Genomic DNA, 25,541 nt, shown 5'->3' with positions numbered 1-25,541 from the left:
GCGATCAGAAGCGGACGTCGATGGTACCGAACACCTGGCGCGGTGCCGACGCATGGAATACATACAGCTTGCCCGACGGGTCGCTGGGTGCGAACACGCTCGAATCCAGATTGCTGGCGTAGCGCTTGTCACCCAGGTTGGTCACGTTCAGCGACAGGCGCATGCCCTTTGCGAAGCCAACCTGGCCGAAATCGTAGCCGCCGGCAAGGTCGAACACGGTGAAGCCGCCGAAGCCCTGGTCGTTGGTATAGGTGTAGAAGCGCTCGCCGGTGTACTTGCCGCGCAGGCTGGCAAACCAGCCGTTGTCGCGCCAGGTGATCTCGGTGGCCAGAAGCTGCTTGGGCGTGTCGGTCTGGATCTTGCCCTTGATCTGCTGCTCGACGCCCGCCTGGATGTAGTTGGAGGCATACGTCGAGCGGTTCAGCGACGCCGAGGTGTACCAGCTGAAGTGCTCGTTCGGTGTCCACAACACGGTCAGTTCGGCACCGCGGCTGTCGACGCCGCCGACGTTGTAGAAGCGGTTGCCGCAGGTCGGTCCGACCGGCTGCCGCGAGTCGCAGGGGTTGTACTGCAGCAGGCGGTTGTCGAAGCGCACGTTGTAGGCAGCGACCGATGCCTGCAGGGTGTCGGTGACGAAGCGGTAGCCCGCCTCCAGCGAACGTGATTCTTCCGGCTTCAGGTTGCCCTGCGCGTTCCAGGTGGCCTGGCTGACCGCCTGCGGGCCCAGCTTGAAGCCGCCCTGGAACATGGCGATGTTCTCGGCGTAGCTGGCGAACACTTCGTGATGCTCGCTGAGGCGGAAGTTGGCGCCGACACTGGGCAGGAAATTCTTGCTGGCCTTCAGCGAGCCGGTGGCGAACTGGTTGTTCGAGCTCGGCGAGATCGGTGTCTTCGCATCGCCGGGCAGCGCCTGCGCGTCGGAGGTGGCATGCGGACTCTTGGCGCCGAACTCCAGCGTCAGACGGTCGTCAAGCAGGCGCCAGGTGTCCTTCAGGAAGAACTGGTGGGTCTTCCAGCGCGTACGCTGGGCGAACACACCCACATCCGAGGGCAGGGTGTTCATGCCGCTGAGGTCGCGCGGGCCATCCACCGCGGTCTGGTAGCGTTCGGCGCTGCTGGTGTTGCGTTCGTACCAGACGCCACCTTCGATGCGGTGTGCCCCCAGCTCCCAATCGAACGACAGCGTGCCGCCATCGCGGTCGATGGTGTAGATGGTGTTGCGGAAGATGATCGGGATTTCCTGCGCAGTGCCCTTGTACGACCAGGCACCGCTGTTCCAGTTGTGGCCTTCACCACGGTCATCGTGGTGGTAGGCCAGCGCCCGCAGGGTGAAGCCGTCGGCGAGGAAGAAGTCGCCGGCCAGGTAGTACAGGTTGTCATCGCGCAGGATCTGCCCGGCGGTGAAGGCGCCGTCGGCGTCCTTGTCAGGACCGCTGTTGTCACACTTCTTCGCGTTGAGGCTGGCGGTATTGCAGTAGGCCTTGGCCACGGCCTTGTTCCAGTCCGGTGCGTAGCCGCCCCAGTCCCAGCCGAGGCCGCGGGACATCTCGTCCTTGGACAGGTAGAAGTAGTCGGCCTGGCTGGTGCGCGAGGTGTCGACAAAGCCGGTGATCTGGCCGCTGCCGAAGTTCCACACGCCCTTGGCGTTGAACTGCTTGGTAGTGGAATTGTTGTACGCGGTCTGGTCGTTCCAGAGGTCCGAGGCCGCGTTCATGCCCGACACGTAGCCGGAGAATCCGTTGTACTCGCCGCTGTCCACGCGCACGAAGGTGCGGCGGTTGGCATCGCTGCCGAAGGTCTGCACCACGCGTCCGCCCAGTTCCTGCGCCGGTCGGTCGGAGGTATAGGAAATGGTGCCGCCGAGGTTGCTGGTGGACGGCGTGCCGAGGCTGCCGATGCCCACCGCGAGTTCGGCGCCTGCCATGTTCTCGCTGATCAATGCACGGTTGATGGTCAGGCCGTTGTAGTTGTTGTACGCGCCATCGCCCAGCGGCACGCCGTCCAATGTGTAGCCCAGCCGGGTGGCGTTGAAGCCGCGCAGGCTGAGGGTCATCGACTGTTCGTTGGTACCCAGCGCGTCGGCCGACTGCGCGTTGACGCCGGGCAGAAGGTTCAGCGTTTTCTGCAGGCTGGTGCCCGGCGGCAGAATGTCCAGGTTCTCGCGGGTGATGCGCTGCACCTGGCGTGCCTCGCCACTGCCGATCACTGAAACGGCATCGAGGTCGGTGGCCGACGGCGCCTGCTGCGCCCATGCGGTCGGCGCAAGGGCAAGAGACAACGCAGCAGCCAACAGGGTCTTGGTCATGGAACAGGCACTCAGGCAGGCGCGAGCCGCCGCATGGAAACGGAGCTCAGGCAGATGAAAGGGGAAGGCGCGATGCGATCACAGACGCCGGAGGCGCCGTTCGATCAACGTGAAAATGGTGCGCTAGACAGATGACTGTCTGGTGACATGTTCATCTGTGCTTGCGACTGGGCCGGGTGGCGGCACTGTTTTGAACGTTGGAACGACCGGCGCACTGCTGTGGTAGATGCCAACCTTGGTTGGCATGCGCGGCGTCGAATGGATGCTGCGCTACCCGGTTTGTGGAGCGCCAACCAAGGTTGGCATCTACCAGAAGCGCGGATCGAGATTGCCGTGTCCAGAAGTGCCGATCGAGGTCGGCGTCCACGCGCGCTCAGTCCGCTTTGCGTGGCTTGCGCGTGCGCTTGGGCTTTGCTGCGTCACCGCTGTTGGCCGCACCATCCTGCAACGCCTGCAGCCACGACAGCGTGTCGACATAGTCGATGAAGTGGCGCAGATACCCGGGGCTGGTCGACTGCATCGTGTCCAGCATGCGTTGCACCAGCACCGCCGAGTTCAGCGGGCCGCCATCGGCGGGGGCCTCGGTGCGCAGCGAGCGGCGTACCTGCAGTTCGCTGCGCAGCTCCGACCACTCGCGCTGCACCTGCTGCAGCATCGGCACCTGCGGATAATGCGGCAGCGAGCGCGACCCCGCATCGAGATCGCGCACCAGTGCGCGCAGGCCCTCCAGCGCGGGCGGCTTACTTGGCATCCGGGGCCTTGGGCTTGGGAATCGGCGCGATCTCCACGCGGCGGTTGCGCGCGCGGCCTTCTTCGTTGGCATTGGAGCTGACCGGCTGCTCGCTGCCGAACGCGGCGGCGAACACCGCATCGGCCGGTACGCCGTCGGCGATCAGGGTACGGGTCACCGTCAGCGAGCGCTGTGCGGACAGCTCCCAGTTGTCGGCGAAGCGGCGGTTGCCTTCGCGCACCGGCGCGTCATCGGTGAAGCCGCTGACCATCAGGATTTCTTCGCGCGAACCCAGATACGCCGCCAGCGGCGTGGCAAGGCTGCGCAGCAGCTCCTGGCCTTCCGGCTGCAGCTGGTCGGAGTTCAGCGCGAACAACACGTTGCCGCTGATGCCGATGCGGCCATCCACCAGCGTCACCCGTCCGGCGGCGAGCGGGCCAGCCAACGCCTGTTCCAGCGTCTGCAGGCGCTTGGCCTCGGCCTGGCGCTGCTTGACCTCCTGGTCCAGCCGCTGCGACAGCTCCAGCTGCACGGCGACCACGCCGACCAGGATCAGCACGAACGCGCCCAGCAGCACCGACATCAGGTCGCCGAATGCCGCCCAGATCGGGGCGTGTGAGCCGCCGTCGACCTCCAGCTCGTCGCTCATGCGCTGCCGGCCTTGCCGCGGCGCGCGGCCAGCTGCTGCAGTTCTTCCATCACCTGCTTCTGCGACAGCAAGCTGAGGTCGACCACCTCGCGCGCCTGCGCCACGTAGTACGCCAGCTGCTCATCGCTGCGTGCCAGCGAGGCATCCAACGCACCGCCGATCTGTTCCAGGCGTCCCGCCAGCTCCGCCGAGGCGGTGCCGAACTGTTCGACTGCAGAACCGAAGGTGCCGGCCAGCTGACCTACCTCACCGGCACTGCCGTTGAGCAGGGTGGCGATGCCATCGAGCTTGCCGGTCTCGGCGGCGATGTGGTCGGTGAATCGGTTGCCGACGCGCTCCAGCAGCTCGGCCGAACCCCCGACCAGCGCGTCCACGGCCGTGCGCTGCTCGTGCGAGGCGTGGTTGATCGCCTCCAGCAGGGTCTGCACGGTGGCCAGCAGGTGACCACGCTCTTCCAGCATCGCGTTGTCGCGCACCAGGCTTTCAGACAGGGTGCTGCGCAGTTCGTTGATGACCTCGGCCGCGGCTTTCGGCGCGGCGGCGGCGGTCTGCAGCAGGGTGGATACTTCGGCCAGCGTGGCGCTGGCCTGTGCGCGGCCGTTCTCGCCGATCTGCTGCGCGGTCTGCGCCAGCGTGTCGCACACCTGTTGTTGCTGCGTGGACAAGCGTTCGCCATCGGCCTGCAGGCGCTCGGCGAGGTCGGTCGAAACGTTCTGCAACGCATCGCTCCAGCGCTGCAGGCGCTGTTCGTCAGCGGCCACCAGCTGAGCCTGCAATGCGGCATGCGCCTGCTGCAGCTCGGTACTCACCGCGTCCCAACGCAGCTGGCGCTGCTGTTCGCGCGCATCCAGGCCCGCCTGCAGTTCGGCATGCGCCGTGGCGGTGGCGGCCTGTGCAGCCTGCCAGTCCTGCAGGCGCTGTTGTTCGTGGTCCTGCAGCAGCGACTGGCCGGCGGCGTGGCGCTCATCCAGCGCCTGCAGCAGCGTCTGCGCACGTTCGTCCAGGTGGCTGCTGGCACGCTGCAGTGCCTGCTGCTGACGCTCGACCAGTTCACTGTTCAATGCATGCTGCTGTTCGGCAGCGGCGCGCCAGGCGTCGGCGTTGCCGCTGGCGTCGGCCTGCAGGCGCTCGCCGATGCGCACCACCAGGGCTTCACTCTGCGCGCTCTGGCCTTCGCTGAAGGCCTGCAGGTGCTGGCGCAGTTCGGCAATCAGTGCCTGCTGCGCCCCGGTCTGTTCGGCCACGACGTTGGCCCAGCTGGCCTCGGTGGCCACGCGGCTGCGCTCGAAGCCCTCAGCCAGGCCGTTCAACTGCTGCTGCACTGCCTGCTCGACACGCGAATGCAGCGCCTGGCCGTGGCTGGCCAGGCCAGCCAAAGTGGTTTCGGCCATCGGTTGCAGCGCGCCCCCGATGGCGGCGGCGCTGGCTTCGGCACCTTCGCGCAGCGACTGCTGCAGCGAGGTGGCCAGGCGCTCCTGCAGCGCCTGGCTCTGCGTCAGGAACTCGGCCTGACCGGCCAGCAGGCGCTCATTGGCGGCCGCGCTGTGCTGTTCGAAGGTGCTGGTCATCGCCTGCAGGCGATCGACCAGCGCAGGCAGCGCCGCAGACTGCGACTGCAGAAGGCGCAGCGACTCGGCACGCTGCCAGGCCTGCGAATACGGATGCAGGTCAGTGGCGATGGCGCGGTCCAGCTGCTGCACCACCTGCAGGCGGTCGCGGCGCAGCAGCGCCGACAACAGGCCCAGCATGGCCGAACTGGCGACACCGGCGATGGACGTGCCGAACGCCACCGCCAGGCCCTGCACCGGCGAGGCCAGCGAGCCGCGGATGGCCGCCATGTCGGTAGCGCTCTGCAGGGCCAGGCCCGTGCCGCGCAGGGTGTCCATCATGCCCAGCAGCGTGCCGAGCATGCCCAGCAGCACCAGCAGGCCCACCAGATAAGGGGTCAGTACCGGCGAGGGCAGGGCGGTGCGCTCGCCTTCCACGCGCAGGCGCACGGCATTGCGCAGGCCCAGCGGCACACGCTCCAGCCACGGCGCCAGGCTGTCCTGGGCCAGCGAAACGTCATTCAGCGCAGCGCGCAGGCCATTGCTGGCCTGCCGGTAACGGTACAGCTCCACGCCACCGGCGATGTAGCAGGCCGCAATGATCGCGGCCACGGCCGCACCCAACGGGTGCACCGAGACATAGCCGACACCGATCCAGCACACGGCCAGCAGGCCAGCAAGGAAGACAAGGACGTGGAAAACAGTTCTGGACATGGTGTTCCGGTCAGTGTGAGCGCAGGGCGGCAAGCAGCCCCTGGATCGGGTGGAAGCGCAGTTGCAGCTCGGCGAGCAGCAGCGTGCGCATGTCGTGGCGGAAGGACGCGCGCCAGCCGGGCTGGCCGTGCACGCGTTCGAATCGGGCACCCAGCACCGCTGGGGCGGTGGCAAGCAGGCTGTGCTCGCGCGGGCTCAAGGTCTGTTCCATCACCGCATCGACCTCGGCCAGCCGCGCCAGCTCCGGTGATGCCAGCGCCAGCTGGTCGCGCAGGCGGCCGCGCAGGCGACCGGTGGCGGTCTGGATGGCCTGCTGCAGCACGCGGTAGCGCTGCCGCAGCGAAGCGAAGTTGGGTGCCGCAGCGGCCTCGGCCAGGTCCAGCAAGCGCTCGGCCTCGGCATCCTCGCTCAGCGAGGCCAACAGGCTCGCTTCGGCCTGGGCGCAGTCGGCCAGCAGATCATCCAGCGCTTCGGCGGCCTCGGCCGGTTCAGCCAGGCGGCCATCGAGCGCCCCCGCAAGGGCCACGGCACGGCTCCAGTCCACCCACTGACCGAGGCGATCGGTCAGGGCGGGACTGGAGGCCGGCATCGCGCCGTCGCTGAGACGGGCGAGCAGACGGAGGAAGTCCGGTCCACCCAGGACCGGCTGCGCTGCGTTCGCCATCAAGGGGGTGGGGGCCAAAAACCATTGATTTTACAACCAGATGAGGGCGACCGTATGAAGGCGGGGCGGAGGGGCAGCAACGATCGGGCCACAGGGCTTAAAATGGTCGGCTGTACCACCGCACCCCGACTTCTGGAGCTTGAGATGACCGTTGCGCAGTTCTACCCGATCGGCACCCCCGGACAGCCCTGGGGCGACGCCGAACGAGCGCAGTGGCGGGCCCGCCAGCAGCGGCAGCGCAGCTACCACGAGGACGTGGTGACCGCGCTGGAACGGCTGGACGAGCGCTTCGACGTGGTGCAGTACGGCCAGCTGGACTACGCCCCGGACCACTACCCGCTGTTTGCGGTGGTGAACCACGACTGGAACCCGGCCCTGCCGACCGCGCTGGTCACCGGCGGCGTGCATGGCTATGAAACCAGCGGCGTGCATGGCGCCCTGCAGTTCCTGGAACAGCATGCCGAGCGTTACCTGGGCCGCTTCAACCTGATCGTGGCCCCGTGCGTGAGCCCGTGGGGCTACGAGCGCATCCAGCGCTGGAATCCCAATGCCATCGACCCCAACCGTAGTTTCCGTGACGGCGGCCTGATCGAGGAAGCTGCCTCGCTGATGCGCTGGGTGGCCGAACGCAAGGCCAACATCCGCGTCCACCTGGACCTGCACGAGACCACCGACAGCGACCTGCACGAGTTCGACCCGGCCCGTTGCGCCCGCGATGGCAAGCCGTTCGAGCGCGACACCATTCCCGATGGCTTCTATGTGATCGGCAACAGCGAAGACCCGCAGCACGAATTCCAGAAGGCGCTGATCGCCGCCGTGGCCCCGATCACCCACATTGCCCCGGCCGACGCCGAAGGCAATCTGGTGGGCATGCCGCTGCAGTCGCTGGGCGTGGTGTGGGGCGAGTCGCGTTCCATCGGTGCATGTGCTGGCTTCACCGATGCGCTGTATGCCACCACCACCGAGGTGTACCCGGACAGCCCGCGCACCAACCCGCAGGAATGCAACGACGCCCAGGTGGCAGCGGTGTGTGCGGGGTTGGATTTCGCCCTGGCGCACTGAGCGTGACGCGGTCGAGCCGAGGCAGGCCTGGCTCGCCGCCCCCTGTGCGCCCGGTCTGCTGCTCAGGTGTGCAGGATCAATGGATCGAATCACATGGCCAACATCAACCATTTGTCCAGCGAACCGCCTGCGGGCGGCTTGGCTTGCCCGCCTGAAAAAGCGGGGACCGTGGGCCTGGTCTATGTGGCCGATGGCGAGGAAGGCCCGATGGCGGCCGCCGCTGCCGGACAGCGCGTCGATCGCCCGGGCGACCGCCCGCCGTGGATCGTTGTCGATCACCATGCGCATTCGGTGATCGTTGCGAAATGGCCGGGCAGGCTGTTGAAGGTCCGCGTACTGCGTTCGGCAGCCGAGCAGCCGCTCGTCCACGCCGGCTACACCCGTGCGACTGCAGTGGATGTTCTGGAGGCGCTGCCGTTGGCGATGCTTTTCGGTAGCAGCGGCGAAGCCGTCGTTGAATTGCTGAACGCTATTCCGGGTCTTTCGGTAACAGTGATCGCCGCTCTGGGCGAGCAGGTCGATGCGCAGGCAGCGGCTGTACACAATGCGGCCTGGGATAGATGGCTTGCCCGCGTTGACCCCGGCTCGCCGTTCATCGGCGAGGAGCATGCCGGCGTCCTCGCAATGGGGGCGCATGCGTCCCGGTCGCCGGTGGGCGCCGCGCCCTCGATCCTGCACGCCGTGTTGCGCAGGCACGCACGCGACACGGCGGGGGAGGGCGCGTTCATCGAAGACGAGGGAGAGCCCGTGTTCAACGCCAGCTGGTCACGGGCGGCCGCCTGCCTGCAGCATGCGCTGATCGGCGTCGGTGCGGAGGAGTCGCTGCTCACTGCCGCCGAGCGCGCCGTTCTTGTCCGTGCCTGGAAAGGCACAAGGCGTGCTCCCACTCCCTAGCGCCGGCGCACGGAAGAATGCGTTGTTTGTTCAAGCGCCGGTGCGGGCGTTGCGCGATGATGGCGCTGGTTCCAGGCAAGCAGGACTGCCGTGCTCGATTCGAGACCCCCCGCCTTTCCCGCTACGCCCTCGCCGCGGCGCTGCATCATCAGTGGTGAGCGACGGCAACGCAGCGCACCACCGCAGGGGCGATCCGATGTGATCACCTTTCCTTCGCTTTCATCTCTGGCGGCGGTGCTCTGTGATGAGAATCGTGAACTTCTGCGCACCCTGCACAAGCTGCAGCCGCGCTCGCTCACCGAACTGTCCGGAATCTGTGGTCGAAAGGTGGCGAGTCTGTCGCGCACGCTCCGGCTCATGGAGGGTTACGGCCTGGTCGAGCTGCGACGGGTCGGGGCAAGGGTCAGGCCGCTGGCGCTTGTGACGACGTTTGTCGTGGTGCTGGATTGAGCCGGGGGCGGAAGCGCGATCGATGACGTTCCGCTACTGCACTATAGTAGTCCTGCGCCCGTCCCGGCCCGGGAAACCAAAGGGCAACAACTGAGGCGCAGGCTTCCGATACCCGGATTCTCTGGCCGAGGTCTCGTATCGAAATGGGGACTCGCCTCTGGGAGGAGGGATGCGCTATCTGGTTGATCTGGACGTAACAACCCATCTGGCCGCTGGGCGCGACATTGAACAGCTTCTCCCTGAGCGATATGAGATGGATCAGCTTGTGATTCGCTATGTCTCCATCGAGCGCAACAAGCCCAGTTCCTGGAGGGTTCGCCTTTGCGAGGTCCTTGACAACGGAACCCCCGGGTTCATCGATGTATACGAATTCGAGCCAGTGGATCCTGATCTTCCATTCGGAGACGAATGGATGTTTGATTCCATTGAGAGTGCTTTGAAGTTCGCGGGGAACACTCTGAAAGCACGTCATGACCGCTATGTAAATCAGGGTTTGATCCAGGATGAGTTCAAGGACCGATACCATCCGGAATGGTGATCTTCCAGGTATGGAAATGGCAGGTCTCTGGCCTGGGGCCGGCGGGGCATTGGGCTGCTGGTTGACAATGAAAGAGGACTCAAGCCATTTACACCTTCAATGCCAGTGTTGTTTTTATAGAAGATGACAGCCACTGCCTTGTTGTTGGGCTTGCAGATGGCGCTGATGATCCGTCCCACTACCTGATTCTGCAGAGCAGCAGGGATTTTGACGAGCAGGACATCAGACTCGGCATGGATCGCCTCCATCTCGAGATTGGCGGTGCGCTTCAACCCTGCTACGGCGGATTGGAAAGCGTGGTTCTGCGTGAAGTGTCCCTCGAGTTGTTGATTTCTGGGGAGGCACGAAAGAAGCTTGGAATCGGTGGTGCAATTGAAGTGGTGTTGACGGATGTGAGCTGCCGGGCGCGGCTTGACGTGGCGTTGGCTCAGATGTGTGCGGCGAATGGTGTGCCGTTCGTTGCGGAGAGAAAATGACTCTGTTGCGCCGTGGTGACAAGCGAGGTTTTGCTGAGCAGGTTCAGGGAAGTTCTTTTACAGCAGCAGGGTCCGGCATTGACAGCAAGGATGCGACGTAAGAGCCATGATCAGAAAATATTTCAAGCATTGGGCTGAATCGATCCTTGGGGAGGGCATCATCCTTCTTGAGGCAGTAGATGATGAGGTCACCAGGCAAGTGGAGATCTACGGCGAGACGATCATCTGGTGTGACAGGATGGGGCAAAGCGATGATCGCTTCATGCTGGCCGACCAGCCTTTGTCCAACCTTGGCCTGGGGCCGGAGGATGAAGTGGCCGAGTCGGATTTTGAGGCGGCATGGGCAACCGCAAGGGGCTCGCGGTGATGCCGGTGAGTCTTGTGCGCGGTGACGTGCCTGGGGGCGAACTGCGTGCCGAGAACCTGACAGGCTTCTTGCATTGCCAGAGGCTCTAGCGTGGAGGTTTCCGCGGTCTACGTAGATCTTGAATACTATGGTTTCCCCTTGCGAGCGCGCGTTCGCTACCAGCTCGCGTCCAACTATCTTTCCCTTTTCATCTCTGATTGGTTGAAGGAGCGAAGGCTGGATCTGGGGGCATTCAACCGATTCGTATTCGTTGAGGGGTCCCGGGTGGATATGCAGATCGTGGGAGACCGTGCGTTCGCGGTGGGTACTTCCGAGACAGTCAACGCGGCAGGGGCATCGCTCATTTCCGAAAGGTGCCTTCATTCCGACGTGGATGTTCACAGCTATTTCGTCGGTAAGTATCTGGAAGGTTTCAAGCGTGTTGATGAGTACTTCGGGCTCTCACTGTCGGCTCCACTCGCCGAAGCAATCGCGGTGAACGTCTCGCCGGGTCTGGCCTACGAGACGCCCGCAGGAGGGCACGAACTGCGTGCTGGAAGGTTGCGCCTGTTCCACCGCTATACCACTGAGCGCTACCAGCTTGTCGCTGCGGAGTCTGGGCCTCAGAAGGGGGACTCGGAATCTGAATTCATACTCATGGAACTGATCCCCGATCCGTTCAAGGTGCACTACCACGTCTCAACGATTACTGTCGATGGAAGGCGCGTCACCATTGCCAACAAGACCGGCAGCGAAGTTGTTGTGAAGGAACTATAGGTGCCGGGCCGCGCAGCCTCGCGGCGCGGATTTGCAGGCCAGGCGATGTGATCGAAGGCCAAAGGTACCTGACGGCTGTTCATCAGAAGGTACCCGGCTGGTCAGTGCCGGCTTCTGGCACTGCGTCCGGCGCGGCCCATCCCCCGCCCAGCGCCAGGAACAGATCTACCTGACGGTCCACCCGCTGCGCACGCGACGCTGCGAGTGCGGATTCTGCATCGGCGAGCGCGGCCTCGGCAGACAGCACATCGAGGAAGCCGATCCTGCCGAACCGGTACAGCTGCCCGGCCTGGCCGCTCGCACGTGCCGCGTCGTCGCGGGCCAGGGCAAGGCTGCGCTCGCGATCGATCTCCTGTGCATACGCCGACAGCGCGGTTTCGGTCTGCCGCAACGCGTCCAACACCGCGCCATCGAACGATGCCAATGCAGCATCGGCGTTGGCCCCGGCAGCGTCGATCCGTGCGTGGGTCGCGCGGCGGTTCGGCCAGCGCCACGACAGCAGTGGTCCGATGGAAGCGCCGATGCTGTCGCTGCCCAGCAGCTTCTTGAGTGAACCTGCCATGCCAGCGGACGCGCCGATACTCACCTGTGGATACAGCGCCGCCGTTTCCACGCCGATCATTGCAGTGGCGGCCGCCAGGCTGCGCTCCGCCGCACGGATATCCGGGCGACGCTGGATCAGCTGGCTGCCATCGCCGACAGGAATCAGCTGCTGCAGGCGCGGCGGTTGTTGGCAGTTGGCGACGTCCTGCGGGTAGTCCGCTGGTAGTCGGCCCATCAGCGCTGCCAGTTCGAACAGAGCTGCCTGCCGCTCGGCAACCAGATGCGGCACCGCCGCGGCGCTGCGGTTGACCGCGGCGCGCGCCCGGCTCACGTCAAATTCGGTTCCGCGTCCGCCGTTGGCCAAGCGGGTGGTGGCGTCCAACGTGGCGCGCTGCGTAGCGAGCACCCGCTGCGTCGCCGCCAGGGTGAGGTTGGTCGAACAGATGCCAACATACGCGCGGGTGACGGCGGCGGCGACAACCACCCGCACCTGGTCGCGCGCTGCAGCGACGGCCTCTGCATCCGCGCTGGCTGCTTCAATACCGCGGCGGATGCCACCGGCCAGATCCAGCGGGTAGGACAGGTGGATGCCGAGCGCGTACACCTGCGGTGGCGAGGAAGGCGAGGTGTATCCCCCGGCGCGGGCCAGCGTGGCCGATGTGTCGGCGTCGGTGCCTACCGAGCCCTCGGCCCGGACCTGCAGCACCAGCGCCGTGGCGCGGCGCAGGTTGGCGTCAGCCGCGAGCAGATCGGTGTTGGCCCGCAGCGCTTCGCTGACGTAGGCATTGAGTCGTGGATCGTCGTACAGCTGCCACCAGCGGTCCGGCGGCTCGGCCTGTGTGTAGGCTGCCTCGTGGCTCGATACGAATGCGCGGCGGGCTGCCGGGGCGGCGGCGACCGCGTTGGCCGGAAGTGTGTAGTCGGGGCCGGACACGCAGCCGGCCAGCGACAGTGCACAGGCGAGCACACCCACACGTGATGCGTTGCCGATCACTTGCAGGCTCCCGGCGCGCGCGGAGTGATGGTCACGCTGGCGGTTCTGCCGACGATCAGGCGGGTGTCCGGCGCCACGTCATCCAGGCGGATGCGGACCGGTATCCGCTGCGCCAGCCGCACCCAGGTATAGGTCGACGCGACCGACGGCAGCAGGTTGTGGGTGCTTGAGCGCTGGTCGTCGGCGATGCCGGCAGCGATGCTCTCCACATGCCCACGCACGTCGCGGCCATCGCCCATCAGGCGGGCGACTGCGGCATCGCCCTCGTTGATGCAGTTGAGCTTGGTTTCCTCGAAATAGCCTTCGACCCTCACGCTGCTGCTGTCGATCAGGGCCAGGGCCTGCGCGCCCGGCTGCAGGAAGTCACCCGGATGGAGATCAAGATTGGTGACGGTGCCATCGGCGCCGGCGCGCACTTCGGTGCGCTGCACGTTCAACAGTGCGACCCGCCGCTCCGCACGGGCCTGCGCCAGACCGGCCACTTCGGTATCGACCTTGGCCGCATTGCGCTCGCGTGTCTCCGAGGCGACAAGGTTGCCCAGCGCCAGATCCCGTTTCGATTCGCGGCGGGCAAGGGTAAGCGTGGCCTGCGCGCTGCTCACAGCGGCATCGGCCTTCTCCAGCGCGGCCGCGTAGCGCGGTTGGTCCAGCACCAGCAGCAGCTGCCCGGCTTTCACCCGCTGGTTGTCCTGCACCAGCACCTGGGTGACCAGTCCGCCCATGTCCGACGCCACGCGGATCACATCCGCGCGTACCCGGCCATCGCGCGTCCAGGGCTGCGTTTCGTATCGGCTCCACAGGGACAGGGCCGCAATGACGGCGACGCCGAACAGGCAGAGCGTTGCGCTCCAGCGGCCAAGGACACTCAGCACGTGTTTCATTTCAGTTTCTCGAACAGGGGCGCGAGCTGGATCAACAGCTCCGCCAGGATCACGAATAGCGAAAGGCCCACCAGCGGGCGATAGGCGAACAGCCGGTACAGCCCGAGGCTTGCCAGCAGCCGCGAGGCCATCATCGACAGGGCCAACGCGATGAGCGCCACCGCCAGCAGGCCGGGAACGAAGACGCCATCGATGGAGATATCGGAGAACATCGCATCAGTCCTCATGAGCGAGCAGGTCGCGGCGCAGGCCGGAAAGCAGTGCAAGAACATGCTCGGTTCCGGGCGCGCTGCCAGTGCTGACGGCGTCGCGTGTGCGTTCGAGCGATTCCAGCAGCGGCGCATTCACCAGGCGCGGAGTGGGAGTGCGGAAGTGGGCGGTGGCCCTGTGCATCAGCAGCGCATGACACTCGCGGCTGCTCCGGTCCTTGAGCGTCCTGCCGATCACGCGTAGTTCGGCCACAGCACTGGCCGCGCGCATGTCTGCAAACATCGTCCGCAATGTGCGGGCTGCATCCGGATGGCCGCGCAGGCGAGGAGCAAGCAGCGCAAGCCGATCCACCATGCGGCTGGTCCAGTCGCTGGCGTTTCGCACCTGCCCGGCCGCCCGACGCGCGATGTCCCGCCTGATCACGTCCTGCAAGCGCGCGCGGCTGCGATTGCTGTCCAGGGTCTGCAACAGCGACATGCTGCACAGCGCCGCCGCCGTGCCGACGAACAGCGCGACGCCGCTGTTGAGCGCCCCCACGATGTTGCTGGCATTGGTCGCGCCCAATCCTGCAATGAGCGGGAAGGTGAGCACCACGCCCAACGCCGCCATGATGAAAGGCGGGCGGGCGAGGAACGAGCCACACAGCAGCAGCGCGGGCGCCAGCGCCATGGCCAGGCCGACGAAATCGGACAGGCCCGGAAAGATCACCAGCGCGTAGATCAGCCCAATGACCACGCCGATGGTCGACCCGAGCAGGTAGCGCATGACATGCCCGGCAGGTGCCTCGGCGGTCCCGAACAACACGCAGGCGGTGCCGATGATGGAGACGGCGGTTGCACCATCGGACCACGCGGTAGCGATCCACAGCGCGCAGCTCAGTACGATGCCGACGAAAGCACCCAAAGCGCTGCGCAGGGCGACCCGGTGATCACGATGCAGCACATGGCCGTTCGCCTTGCTGGCGAGGTGCACGGGCACACGCCGGCGCCAGTCCGGGCGGGCGGCGTGCAGCTGCTCTTCCAGCAGCCGGCAGTCGTGGTGCGCAGCATCGAGTTCGGCCTGACGTGTGCAAAGCGCTGCGCGCAGCAGGTCCGGCCATGCTGCGTCTGCCGTACCAACAGGATGTGCGCGCAGCTGGGCCAGTGACTCGTCCACGGCGCTGGACAGCATCAGCACATCAAGCATCCGGTCATGCAGTGCGCGCAGGATCTGCACCTGGGCAACGCCGTGCGCGCTGTCGAACGGCAGGTGGATGGACAGGGTGTGCAGTTCGAGCAGGTCCGCGGCTACCTTGGAGCGATCCTCCGCCAGTTCCGTGTCCCTGGCGCCTGCGCGCATGTCCTGCGTCCAGCGTTCCGCATCGCCGAGAATCGAGGCCACACGCGCGTGCACACGCGGCGAAACCCGGCGCGGCAGCAACAGCCCGTGGACCAGCGTCGCCGCAAGAATGCCGATGGAGATTTCCTGCACGCGGGTGATGGCAATGGTGAAGACGTCACCGGGCACCATCACCGCCGGGAAGCCGATCAGGCTGGTGGTGTACCCGGCCAGCAGGAAGGCATACGCACGCGGTGTGCGGTCGAGCATGGCCAGGTACAGGCACAGGCCCATCCAGGCCGCCAGCACCACGCTCAGCACCAAGGGCGCGTTGGCGAACCGCGGCACCAGCAGCACCGTAGCAACCGCGCCGCCGACGGTTCCCAACAGGCGGAACAGGCCCCGGCTGAGCGTGGCGCCGGACATCGGCTGCGACACCAGATAGACCGTGCCGATCACCCAGAATGGGCGGGTCAGGCCGATGCGCAGCGAGACATACAGCCCGAGGATCGCGGCGAGCAGGCACTTGAGCGAGAACAGCACCGCTTCGCGGTCGACCTTCAATGCGGGCGACGTCAGCAGCGCGCTGGGGCGCGAAAGCCAGGGAAGGGTAGGGGCGGGAATCTGCATGCCGCCATCGTATTCAGCGAGGACCGCAGCCGAATTTCGCTAGAATGTCAGTCTATCGCTGAATCTGGTCATTGAGAATGACTCGCATTTCGCTGCCTGGCTTTGATCTTGACCCGGACGCGACGGATCGGCCTGCAGTGGCCAGCCGCCTGCAGGTGGCCGACCATGATGCCGAGATTCCGGTCCACGACCACCGCAAGGGACAGCTGATCCTGGCGCTTCATGGCGCGGTGACCTGCGAGGTGGCCAACGCCCTGTGGATCGTGCCGCCGCAGTGCGGCGTGTGGATTCCCGGCAGCCTGCCGCACAGCAACCGCGCGACCGCCAACGCGCGTCTGTGCTATCTGTTCGTCGAGCCGGGCGTGGTCGATCTGCCGCTGCACTGTGTGACGCTGTCGATCTCACCGATGGTGCGCGAGATGATCCTGCACCTGGCCGATGTGCCGCAGGACTACCCGCGCGGCGGGCACATCGAGCGGCTGGCCCGTGTGCTGCTGGACGAACTGGTGCAGATGCCGGCAGAGCGGCTGTACCTGCCGGTGAGCGATCACCCCAAGATCCGTGCGCTGGCTGCGGCGCTGTCGGCCAATCCGGCCGACCGCAGCACCATCAGTGAATGGGCCAAACGCCTGGCGCTGGGCGAGCGCACCTTGACGCGCCTGATTGATCGGGAAACCGGTCTGTCGTTCGGGCGCTGGCGGCAGCAACTGCACCTGCTGGTTGCGATTCGCGAGCTTGCCGGCGGCGCGGCGGTGCAGCGGGTTTCTGAAACCCTGGGCTATGAATCGGTGACGGCGTTCATCACGATGTTCAAGAAAGCGCTGGGGCAGTCGCCTACGCGGTATTTTGCCGCGCGGCTGCGGAATCAGGATTCTGCTGCTCGTGGCGGTTTACGTTGACTGGCTGACGTTGACTGGCTGAAAGGAAGTATCAGCTCTCCGCGGAACTGCGTTTGTCGCGTATCGAATAAATCACTGAAAATATCTTCCAGCCTTGCTCGGTGCGGACCAGTGGGCGCAGCGGCAAAGCCGCGGAGGCGGGGAGCCGCGGAGCTTGCAGGGCCTAGGCACTGTCTCTCGCCACGTGCTTGGCCGGACGATTTCCACCGGGGGGAGGAGGGGTGTGAAGCAGAAGGGCATTAGGCGGGCGCGGGACCGAGGGCATTCGGCTCAGCGGTGGCTTTTGAGGCTTCCATGTTTATCGAGTGGGCGATTTGCCGATGCCTGATGCGCTGACCGCTGACCGCAGATTCGCTCAGGGATATCGTGCTGAAGAGCAAATGGGAAAGTCAGGGCGCCTTCGAATCGGATTATTTGAAATAGCCTTCGGAATGTGATCCGCGCCTCAATCTGCGTATTGAGGAGAGGCGCTCGTTGCGGTTAAATGTGCCGCCGATACGCGATTCTTAAACGTTCAATTTCCAGATTTCGTGAAATCCAAGGAATGGAGAGTGGTTGTGAAAGGACGAGGAAGATTGTTCGATAATTTCTTGCGCATGCTATCCGGTGGACTTCTACTGGTCACATGCGTGCTTCCTGCATGCGCTTTAGCGGCAGATGAGGTTGAGAAGCGATGGTACGCGTATGAGCCTGCTGGTCATGACGCTGAGCGGGGAGCGCAAGTTGAGATCGAGGCAGTGTTCAAGGGTTTTCAGGTATTTGGATCCTTCGGCTTTGAAGTCGCCAGTCAGTCTGTTGTGGGTGAGAAGCTTGTTTCACACTACACAATCAAGCCTGGTCCGTTGACCACTACGGAATGGCGCTACTTCTATAATGGGGAGGTGCCGGACGTATCTGCAGCGATAGCCGCTCTTGTGGCAAGGAATCGTGCGGAGAATCCCGACTGCGTGGTCGAACCAGGAACGCTCCAGGAATGGAGCGGCTGGGCGCCCGGGCCCGACGGGAATTTTCGCGACGAAGAGGCCAGGGTTCCGCTGACGCTCTACTGCGCAGTAGACGAGCCTCCCTCGCAAACCTACGACACCGTCTCACGATCGCGGGATATCTACTGCCCGAACTCCTTGGTGATGGAGTGGTCGGAGTCGCAGCAGAGGTGCGTGGGCGCCTCTGTTTTCGGGAATTACGCGTACTGGACGACGGCGTTGCCTGAACAATGCGACAACGTTGGAAATCCCTGTGATCCGACCACCGGTGACAAGCTGGAAACCGAGGTGGACCTCGATGCCGGGTGGATTCGCTTCTCACGCCACTATCACTCGTCGTCCAGCATTGCACGTGGCCCGTTCGGTCACAACTGGACGCATTCACATAACGTCCATCTTTCCGTGGGCCCTGATCTATCGGTTTATCCGCCCGTTTCAGACATTCATATTGGCCTGATCAATGGCGACGGAACGCATGTTGCGTTCGAGCAGGTCGGGCAGATCTATGAGGCGGTCGATGGTAGCGGCGATAGAGCTGTCCAGCAGGCAGGGCAGTGGGTTGTCCATCGCGAAGATGAGGTGCTGCGGTTCAACGCGAATGGGCAGCTTCTGGCTCGTCTATTTGACGACGGTACATCGCTTGCGTACAGCTATGACGGTTTCAGTCGATTGGCGTCGATCACGCACTCTACGGGTCGGAGGATTGAGCTCGCCTATCTGTCTGAATTCGATGACCGGGTCGCTGGCCTGTCGATCAATGGTCGACCATATGTGGTCTATCACTATGGCAGCAACGAGCAGTTGACATTGGTTGACTATGTGGACGGCGGCGATCGAATCTACCACTACGAGAACGCTCAGTTCCCCTCCCATCTCACGGGAGTAACGGCGGAAGACGGAGGTCGCTATAGTTGGGTTGCCTACGATTCGAAGGGGCGGGTGATCTGCAGCCAGCATGGCGCGGCCTGCGATTCTCAATCGGTCGGCATTGACGGCGTCCTGCTGAGTTACGCGGCTGATGGCACGACGACTGTCACGGATGCGTTGGGTAAGCAGGCAATCTATCAGTTGTCCAGCACCGCGAGTGGACTTGGGAGAAAGGTAACGGGGCTGACCGACTCCCAGGGAACCATCAGCCGCGCCTACTATGATCGTAGTGTAGACTTCCGTCGCCGACTGGATACCTATACTGATCGTCGCGGCATCCAGACCAAGCATGCCTACGCAGAAAGCACCGATCCGGTGAGTGGCCGTGCGGTCAACATCCATACGATGACCGAAGCCGTCGGTCTGCCCGAGCAGCGCGTGGTAACCACCACACGCGACGTAGAGACCAATGCGGTGCTTGCTACCCGGGTCGGCAAGCGTGAAACCCGCGCCACCTATAACGCGCGCCGCCAGCCCACGGCCATCACGGTATCTGATATCGATTCTGGTCACACGCGCACCACCCTCTACAGCTACTGCGAAGCTGCGGATCTGGTCGCAGCGGGCAGCTGCCCGGTGGAGGGCCTGCTGAAGGGTGTGGACGGTCCGCGTACCGATGTGGCCGATACCGTTACCTATGCCTACTACCCGGCGGATGACGCAGGGTGCCCGACCGGGGGGGGCTGCACCTACCGCAAGGGAGATCTGCGCAGCGTCACCAATGCACTCGGTCAGACGGTCGAGACCTTGGCCTACGACGCATTCGGACGGCCGTTGTCGTTGAAGGACGCCAACGGCGTGGTCACCGATTACACCTACCATCCTCGTGGCTGGCCCACCTCGGTGACCGTACGCGGAGCCACCACCGCCGAGGATCGATCCACCCAGATCAGCTACTGGCCCACCGGCCAGGTGCAGCAGATCACCGAGCCGGATGGCGGCAGCGTGACCTACGTGTATGACGCAGCACTGCGACTGACCGATATCGAGGACAACGCGGGCAACACCATTCACTACACGCTGGACAATGCCGGCAATCGATTGAAGGAGGACACCCTGGATGCGGGCGGCACCCTGCGCCGCACCCTGGCACGCACCTTCAACACGATTGGCCAGCTTACGGCGCTGAAGGACGCCGGCAACCACGCTACCGGCTTCACCTACGATGCCAACGGCAACCCGCAGACGGTGACCGACGCCCTGCAGCGCGTCTCCAGCCAGCAGTACGACCCGCTGAACCGGCTTGCTCGGACGCTGCAGGACGTGGACGGCGTGGCAGCGGAAATCCGCAGCCAGTACAACGCGCTGGACCAGGTCACCCAGGTAACCGACCCGAAGGGCCTGCACACCACCTACGCCTACAACGGCTTTGGCGATCTGACCGGCCAGGTCAGCCCGGACAGTGGCGCCAGCAGCTTCACCGTGGATGCGGCAGGCAACCGCAAGACCGCCACCGACGCGCGCGGTATCACTGCCACCTATCACTACGATGCACTCAACCGCCTGACTGGTATTGCCTATCCGGACCCCAATCTGGACGTGGGCTACAGCTATGACGGGGTACCGGCTGCCTGTGCCGCCGACGAGCGCTTTGCCAAGGGTCGCCTGGGGCAGGTGCTGCATGCCAATGGCAGCACCCAGTACTGCCATGACCGCTTCGGTCAGATCACCCGCAAAGTGCAGACCGTCAACGGTGTCGCCAGTACGCTGCGCTACGCCTACAGCAAGTCGGGCCGCCTGACGGTGTTGACTTACCCGGACGGCAGCGTGGCCGACTACGTGCGCGATACCCAGGGGCGCATCAGCGAGATCGGCCTGACCCGCCATGGGCAGTCGCGGCAGATCGTGGTGAACAACGTGACCTACGCGGCCTTCGGCCCGGCGACAGGGTGGACCTACGGCAACGGCCGCCAGTTGCAGCGCCCGCTGGACCTGGACTACCGTCCGCAGGCCTTGCATGACCCGGCGGCAGGCGGCCTGTCGCTGGGCTACGGCTATGACCCGGTCGGTTCGATCACCGAGCTGAAGAACGGCGCAGGGTCCGAAGTGCTGGCCAAGTACGCCTACGACGCGCTGGGTCGCCTGACCCAGACCCAGGACGGCGCGACCGGCACGCCGATCGAAACCTACGGCTACGACGCTACCGGTAACCGCACCTCGCTGACCACTTCGGCAGGAACTGCCAACTACACCTATCTGGCCACCAGCCACCGGCTTACGGTGGTCGATGGTGAGCCACGCAATCATGATGCGGCAGGCAACACCACCAGCATTGGCAGCAAGATGTTCACCTACAACGATGCCAACCGCATGAACGCGGTGAAGCAGGGCAACGCCACACTGGAGAGCTACGGCTACAACCATCGCGGCGAGCGCGTGCTGCGTACCCCGGCCGGTGGTGCGGCTCAGATCACGTTGTACGACGAAGCAGGGCAGTGGCTGGGCAACTATTCGGCCACGGGCCAGGCGCAGCAGCAGGCGATCTGGCTGGACTACTATCCGGTGGCGTTGATCAATCTGCCGAGCAGCGGCGTGCCGGAGCTGGCCTACGTCCAGCCGGATCATTTGGGTACGCCGCGTGTTGTGATCGACTCTGCGCGCGATGTCGCGATCTGGGAGTGGAGCAACAAGAGCGAGGCTTTTGGCGATCAGGCGCCGGCCAATGATCCAGATGGCGATGGCGTAGCTTTTGAGCTCTCGCTGCGCTTCCCGGGGCAGCAGGCGACGGATGCGAGTGGGCTGTTCTACAACAATCAGCGAGAGTACGACCCAAGGGTTGGAAGGTACTCGCAGAGTGATCCTCTCGGTCTAAGCGCCGGTATCAGTTCGTACGGCTACGCTGAAGCGAACTCCCTCTCATTGTCTGACCCATACGGGCTTCAGGTCGTTGGAAGTCCGCGAGAGATGATGAATCCAACTACGGAAGAGCAGGCTAGATTTGTTCTGCCGCTTCTGGCAGACATCACGCCAGTGCTGGGCGATCTGCGCGCCTTCGGTGAATTCTGTGAGTCTCCTACGGCCGGGAATTTTGCAATCCTGGCAAGCGGAGCACTTGGACCAATTGGTAAGATATCTTCGAAAGTTGGCCGAAGCGGGATAAGAGCAGTCTCTGCCGCGCGGAAGTCCAGTGATGTCATTCATGTTACAAAGTCCGGGGTCGCTCTACCTGCGGGCGGAAAGCACGCGATTCCGAGCCATTACATTCAAAATCCCCGCAGGCCCGGGAGCTTTGGCGAGATGGTGGGAGGGAAGTACCAGGAGCGGCTTCGTATAGATCCGGCCACCCCCCCGGGAACCAAGGGGCCAAATTACTCTCACTACCACTTGGATCAGAGGCGCGAGCATTTCAGCCCTGCGCCGGGAGATCGAGACCCAGGATTCTAGCCCATGAATGAAGATTTCAATTCTCTCGATTGGTGTGATGCCACCCTGCTGGGAGTGAATATAGATAGAAGCGAACCAGGCACCCGTGATGAGGTGCGCGTTGAAGTGCGATGGCCGGATGGGCGAGAGGGAGCAGTTCGTTTCTCGGATGCCTATGGTTGTTCTGCTGTCATGAATTTTGGCGTGCTGGGTGAAGAGGGGATAGAGTTCGCCGTGATCGACGACGACGAGCCAGGCCTTAGAGATCTTCTCGATCATTGGGACGCAGTTGGATATCCGTTGTCTGGGGTCAGGTGCTATCGCATCGAGATGAGTTCAACCGGAAGCGTCATCCTCATCTACGCAAAGACATGGCAGGTTGAGAACCTGCGGATGGTGGATGCGGTGCTCTGAAGAACTTTCGTGCACAAACTTCTAACCTTCAACGAGGCGTATTTCATCCACGATATGCTGCCTGAGACGAACGTACAGTCCACGCGATCGTTGAAGGATCTGGCCGTCGCCCAGGTGGAGGACGTGGATGTCGTTGGTTTCGCGGCGTGCTGTTCCTGTCCAGCATGACCCGGCTCTTCGAATGTGGTGTTGTCACCACAATGCTTGCCGATGCGGATCGGATGCCGGTAATTGGCACCCTGTTTGTTGACGATCACGATCAGCGCTTCGAGCTTGAATTGTGAATGGTGGACTTCTCACCGATCATCGATATCGATCCGAGCAGCGCTTTCAGCGGGCACTGACGCCTGCTGAAAGCGCTCTTCGCTGAAGCGTTGCGCGTGGCAATCACCCCTCCACCTGCAACCGCCCCACAGCCTGCGCACTCAACGCCAGGCACGCCAGCATCAGCCCTTCCATCACCCGGTCGCCCACATAGTCCTCGGGCTCGCCGTTCTGCCGGGTCCGCTCTGCCGCCAGCAGCACCTCCTGTACCACCCGCAGCCCGGCCAATGCGCAATCCGCATCGGCGAGCGCCATGCAGCGCCCGGGCAACTGATGCCGCTCAGGCCAGGGCTGCCCGTCGGCCGCAGCGCCTTTGCCGATGCGCTTCAGGTTGGCAATCAGGGTATGCGCATCCGCACAGGGCACAGCCTCTGCCAGGTCATCGGCGTTGGCCGGGTCACGGTAGGCGTGCAGGTGGGGAAGGTCAGATCCGTTCATGGCGAGGCTCCGTGCAAGGCAATCGGTAGCCGCCACGCAAGAGGTGGCGGACGGTACGTGGTTCGAATCCGGGTTGACCTCAAGCCGGCGGGCGCGAACGCCCCCACGCACCGCCCGCCATAGCCGGCAGACGGATTGCCAGCCGGCGCCACGGAATGTGGACGCCGGCTGGCAAGCGCAATCACTCAAGGTCAACACGGGATTCGAAACCCGGCCACCCGTTTTCGGTGGCACGCCATCTGAGCCCGCGTCGCTGTGCAATGCCAATCAGAAGAGTTGCAAATAGCTCACGATTGGAGACGCTTTCGGCATTGAACCACGCTGTTAAGTACTGGCAGCGCTGGCTGCCGCGTTGGTCCACTGCGACCAGGCAATCTGCGACAGGCGTCGTGGTTGGGTGCATGGAGAGAGCAGGGCGGCCGGGGCGAAGGCGACATGACAGTGAACCCGGATGCATTCCGCCGGGCACGACCCGGCGCTTCCGATTGCGTCGTGCCTTGACGTTCCCAGCCACCGAGCGCAGGCTTGCCCAGCACGTTTCCTAAACACAAAGGAGACTTATGACAGCCACCGCGTCTCTGCACCCCACGCCCGACACCCAAGGCCGTTCACGCCTCTGGAACGTCTTCTGGCTGCAAGGGGTCATTCCCAGCAACATTCTCTGGGCCGTTGCCCTCTGGGCCCTGGCCAACCAGCGCACCACGCTGGTGCTGGCGGTGTTCGCCGTACTGCTGCTCTATACCGGCTGGATCATCCCCGCGGTCTGGCGCGCAGCACCGACCGCGCGCACCCCGAACCTGGGCGTTGCCGCGCGCGGGCTGACCGTGGCCTGGGGCCTGAACACGGTGCTGGTGATTTTCTTCCTGACCCTGCAGCTGGTGGCTCAATAGAACTGGATCGGCTCACCGCTGCGGTCGAAGGCGGCGAAGCGGCCGATCTGGCCGTCGTTGATGGCGTTGACCATCAGCCGCAGCGGGCGGGTGGCTTCGTCGGTGGTGGGGGCGTAGCCGGCACGTCCATCCATTGCCGCCACGAACACCATGTCCCACTCCACGCCGGTGGTGCTGGATTCGATTGCCAACGCCTGGAAGCTGGGCACCTCGGCCGGCAGCTTGTCCACGCACAGCACCGGCGACAGGGTGCCGCCTTCGCGGCGGTCATGGCGGTCACGCTGGTCGTCGGTGGGCGATTCGGGCAGGTCGGCGCGGGCGAATACGAACAGCAGGCGTTGCGGTTCGGCCTGTTCGCCGGCGGCCTGCAGCAATTGCTGGAAATCGTTCATCATCATGATGGCTGTCACACGCACACGGCACGGAAAGCCGCATGCTGCCACAACGCCCGCGCGGCGTGGCCGGCGGCGATTGATTTAAGTCATCCCGTTGCCAATGCCTGCCGCGTAGGCTGGCGTCAGTCTCAGCAGGCGAGGGTATCCGGGCCGTTCCGGGCACAGGCAAGACGGTGGAACAACAAGGTGGACCAGCCATGAGCCAACTCACCGACGGATTCGGGCGCAGCTTTCCCTACCTGCGCCTGTCGTTGACCGAGGCCTGCAACTTCCGTTGCAGCTACTGCCTGCCCGATGGTTACCAGGCCGATGGCCGCCCGCGCTTCCTGGCGGTGGACGAGATCGCGCGCCTGGTGCGCGCGTTTGCCATGCTGGGGATGACCAAGATCCGTCTTACCGGTGGTGAGCCCAGCCTGCGCAAGGACCTGGACGAGATCATCGCCACGGTGGCGGCCGTGCCGGGCATCCGCAAGGTGGCCATCACTACCAACGGCACGCTGCTGCCGCGCCGCCTGCCGGGCTGGCACCGCGCCGGCCTGACCGCGCTGAACGTGAGCATGGACAGCCTGCAGCGCGAGCGCTTCAGCACCATCACCGGCCACGACCGCCTGCCGGAAATCCAGCAGGGGCTGGCGATGGCGCAGGCACTGGGCCTGCCGGCCATCAAGCTCAACGCGGTGCTGCTGCGCGGCCTGAACGACGACGAGCTGCCGCAATGGATGGACTTCCTGCGCGACCGTCCCTTCAGCGTGCGCTTCATCGAATTGATGCGTACCGGCGACAACGAAGCCTATTTCCAGCGGCACCACCTGCGTGCCGAACACGTGATCGACCAGCTGCATGCCGCCGGTTGGCATGAGCGCCCTCGCACGGCCGATGCCGGCCCGGCGCGTGAGTTCAGCCACCCGCAGCATCGAGGCACGGTGGGCATCATCGCTCCGTATTCGCGTGACTTCTGCAAGGGCTGCAACCGCCTGCGCGTGACCGCCAAGGGCGACCTGCGGCTGTGCCTGTTCGGCGAATTCGGCGTGCCGCTGCGCCCGCTGCTGCAGAGCGACAATGACCAGGACGCGCTGCTGGCACGCATCACCACACAGCTCGGCCTGAAAGCGGCCGGGCACGGATTGCATCAGGGCCAGACCGGGTTGACCCCGCACCTGGCGTCGATCGGAGGATGAGGA

24 protein-coding genes and 1 pseudogene are annotated in these 25,541 nt (G+C 64.5%); 13 read left to right on the top strand and 12 right to left on the bottom strand.

Going from position 1 to position 25,541, the window contains the following annotated elements:
* Positions 1–4 precede the first annotated feature (4 nt).
* From GIW57_RS00580 to GIW57_RS00560, 5 genes are all read right to left on the bottom strand, one after another.
* Positions 5–2,305: a TonB-dependent receptor gene (locus GIW57_RS00580; protein WP_236508845.1), complete on the bottom strand. Its 2,301-nt coding sequence runs from the start codon at positions 2,303–2,305 to the stop codon at positions 5–7.
* Between the two features lie 373 nt (positions 2,306–2,678).
* Complete coding sequence (locus GIW57_RS00575; RefSeq protein WP_236508844.1) at positions 2,679–3,128, bottom strand: DUF2894 domain-containing protein; 450 nt, start codon at positions 3,126–3,128, stop codon at positions 2,679–2,681.
* Complete coding sequence (locus GIW57_RS00570; protein WP_236508843.1) at positions 3,046–3,684, bottom strand: OmpA family protein; 639 nt, start codon at positions 3,682–3,684, stop codon at positions 3,046–3,048. Before GIW57_RS00570 ends, GIW57_RS00575 begins: the two co-directional genes overlap by 83 nt.
* The gene (locus GIW57_RS00565) at positions 3,681–5,945 is read right to left on the bottom strand and encodes a DUF802 domain-containing protein (protein ID WP_236508842.1); all 2,265 of its coding nucleotides are present in this window, start codon (positions 5,943–5,945) and stop codon (positions 3,681–3,683) included. The genes GIW57_RS00570 and GIW57_RS00565 overlap by 4 nt, the downstream gene beginning before the upstream one ends.
* Positions 5,946–5,955: 10 nt before the next feature.
* Positions 5,956–6,609, bottom strand: coding sequence for a DUF3348 family protein (locus tag GIW57_RS00560; protein WP_100465610.1), 654 nt, complete (start codon positions 6,607–6,609; stop codon positions 5,956–5,958).
* A 144-nt stretch (positions 6,610–6,753) separates the two neighbouring features.
* Between GIW57_RS00560 and GIW57_RS00555 the strand changes: the two genes are divergently transcribed.
* From GIW57_RS00555 to GIW57_RS00525, 7 genes are all read left to right on the top strand, one after another.
* Positions 6,754–7,671: a M14 family metallocarboxypeptidase gene (locus GIW57_RS00555; protein ID WP_236508841.1), complete on the top strand. Its 918-nt coding sequence runs from the start codon at positions 6,754–6,756 to the stop codon at positions 7,669–7,671.
* A 93-nt stretch (positions 7,672–7,764) separates the two neighbouring features.
* Positions 7,765–8,565, top strand: a complete 801-nt coding sequence (locus tag GIW57_RS00550; RefSeq protein WP_236508840.1) for a hypothetical protein — start codon at positions 7,765–7,767, stop codon at positions 8,563–8,565.
* A gap of 198 nt (positions 8,566–8,763) precedes the next feature.
* The gene (locus tag GIW57_RS00545) at positions 8,764–9,015 is read left to right on the top strand and encodes a hypothetical protein (RefSeq protein WP_236508839.1); all 252 of its coding nucleotides are present in this window, start codon (positions 8,764–8,766) and stop codon (positions 9,013–9,015) included.
* A gap of 169 nt (positions 9,016–9,184) precedes the next feature.
* On the top strand, positions 9,185–9,553 hold the full coding sequence (locus tag GIW57_RS00540; RefSeq protein WP_100465607.1) for a hypothetical protein: 369 nt from the start codon (positions 9,185–9,187) through the stop codon (positions 9,551–9,553).
* An 86-nt stretch (positions 9,554–9,639) separates the two neighbouring features.
* Positions 9,640–10,029, top strand: a complete 390-nt coding sequence (locus tag GIW57_RS00535) for an Imm10 family immunity protein (protein WP_100465606.1) — start codon at positions 9,640–9,642, stop codon at positions 10,027–10,029.
* Between the two features lie 106 nt (positions 10,030–10,135).
* On the top strand, positions 10,136–10,396 hold the full coding sequence (locus tag GIW57_RS00530; RefSeq protein WP_089235865.1) for a hypothetical protein: 261 nt from the start codon (positions 10,136–10,138) through the stop codon (positions 10,394–10,396).
* Between the two features lie 90 nt (positions 10,397–10,486).
* The gene (locus GIW57_RS00525) at positions 10,487–11,152 is read left to right on the top strand and encodes a hypothetical protein (protein ID WP_236508838.1); all 666 of its coding nucleotides are present in this window, start codon (positions 10,487–10,489) and stop codon (positions 11,150–11,152) included.
* 82 nt (positions 11,153–11,234) lie between these two features.
* Here GIW57_RS00525 and GIW57_RS00520 read toward each other — a convergent pair whose 3' ends face one another.
* The 4 genes from GIW57_RS00520 to GIW57_RS00505 are packed head-to-tail and all read right to left on the bottom strand — an operon-like array spanning position 11,235 to position 15,727.
* The gene (locus GIW57_RS00520) at positions 11,235–12,689 is read right to left on the bottom strand and encodes an efflux transporter outer membrane subunit (RefSeq protein WP_236508837.1); all 1,455 of its coding nucleotides are present in this window, start codon (positions 12,687–12,689) and stop codon (positions 11,235–11,237) included.
* Positions 12,686–13,570 carry a biotin/lipoyl-binding protein gene (locus tag GIW57_RS00515; protein WP_236508836.1) on the bottom strand — a complete coding sequence of 295 codons (885 nt, stop codon included), beginning with the start codon at positions 13,568–13,570 and terminating at the stop codon, positions 12,686–12,688. Before GIW57_RS00515 ends, GIW57_RS00520 begins: the two co-directional genes overlap by 4 nt.
* A complete protein-coding gene (locus GIW57_RS00510; RefSeq protein ID WP_099818682.1) occupies positions 13,567–13,782 on the bottom strand; it encodes a DUF1656 domain-containing protein in 216 nt (71 codons plus the stop codon). The genes GIW57_RS00515 and GIW57_RS00510 overlap by 4 nt, the downstream gene beginning before the upstream one ends.
* A gap of 4 nt (positions 13,783–13,786) precedes the next feature.
* A complete protein-coding gene (locus tag GIW57_RS00505; RefSeq protein ID WP_236508835.1) occupies positions 13,787–15,727 on the bottom strand; it encodes an FUSC family protein in 1,941 nt (646 codons plus the stop codon).
* Positions 15,728–15,804: 77 nt separating this feature from the next.
* On the opposite strand from GIW57_RS00505, the gene GIW57_RS00500 reads away from it, so the two are divergent.
* Positions 15,805–16,626, top strand: a complete 822-nt coding sequence (locus tag GIW57_RS00500; RefSeq protein ID WP_236508834.1) for a helix-turn-helix transcriptional regulator — start codon at positions 15,805–15,807, stop codon at positions 16,624–16,626.
* Between the two features lie 31 nt (positions 16,627–16,657).
* Here the strand turns inward: GIW57_RS00500 and GIW57_RS00495 are convergent.
* Positions 16,658–16,738 (bottom strand): annotated as a pseudogene (locus tag GIW57_RS00495) (nuclear transport factor 2 family protein); the annotation flags it as partial.
* A gap of 484 nt (positions 16,739–17,222) precedes the next feature.
* Between GIW57_RS00495 and GIW57_RS00490 the strand changes: the two are divergent.
* From GIW57_RS00490 to GIW57_RS00480, 3 genes are all read left to right on the top strand, one after another.
* Entirely contained in the window at positions 17,223–21,920 is a 4,698-nt protein-coding gene (locus GIW57_RS00490) for an RHS repeat-associated core domain-containing protein (protein ID WP_236508873.1), read from the top strand.
* A 3-nt stretch (positions 21,921–21,923) separates the two neighbouring features.
* Entirely contained in the window at positions 21,924–22,313 is a 390-nt protein-coding gene (locus GIW57_RS00485; RefSeq protein WP_236508833.1) for a hypothetical protein, read from the top strand.
* Between the two features lie 146 nt (positions 22,314–22,459).
* Complete coding sequence (locus GIW57_RS00480; RefSeq protein WP_236508832.1) at positions 22,460–22,597, top strand: hypothetical protein; 138 nt, start codon at positions 22,460–22,462, stop codon at positions 22,595–22,597.
* 103 nt (positions 22,598–22,700) lie between these two features.
* On the opposite strand, the gene GIW57_RS00475 is transcribed toward GIW57_RS00480, so the two are convergent.
* Positions 22,701–23,075, bottom strand: a complete 375-nt coding sequence (locus GIW57_RS00475; RefSeq protein ID WP_236508831.1) for a hypothetical protein — start codon at positions 23,073–23,075, stop codon at positions 22,701–22,703.
* A 560-nt stretch (positions 23,076–23,635) separates the two neighbouring features.
* Between GIW57_RS00475 and GIW57_RS00470 the strand changes: the two genes are divergently transcribed.
* Positions 23,636–23,965, top strand: coding sequence for a hypothetical protein (locus GIW57_RS00470; protein WP_089235855.1), 330 nt, complete (start codon positions 23,636–23,638; stop codon positions 23,963–23,965).
* Here GIW57_RS00470 and GIW57_RS00465 read toward each other — a convergent pair.
* On the bottom strand, positions 23,959–24,363 hold the full coding sequence (locus GIW57_RS00465; protein ID WP_329605732.1) for a ribonucleotide reductase subunit alpha: 405 nt from the start codon (positions 24,361–24,363) through the stop codon (positions 23,959–23,961). The two genes, GIW57_RS00470 and GIW57_RS00465, sit on opposite strands and share 7 nt — an antisense overlap.
* Positions 24,364–24,557: 194 nt before the next feature.
* On the opposite strand from GIW57_RS00465, the gene moaA reads away from it, so the two are divergent.
* On the top strand, positions 24,558–25,538 hold the full coding sequence (moaA, locus tag GIW57_RS00460; RefSeq protein ID WP_236508829.1) for a GTP 3',8-cyclase MoaA: 981 nt from the start codon (positions 24,558–24,560) through the stop codon (positions 25,536–25,538).
* Positions 25,539–25,541 lie beyond the last annotated feature (3 nt).

Source organism: Stenotrophomonas sp. PA-6-5C (assembly GCF_021605635.1).
Taxonomy (GTDB): domain Bacteria; phylum Pseudomonadota; class Gammaproteobacteria; order Xanthomonadales; family Xanthomonadaceae; genus Stenotrophomonas; species Stenotrophomonas lactitubi.
This window is presented reverse-complemented; position numbering and strand designations above follow the sequence as displayed.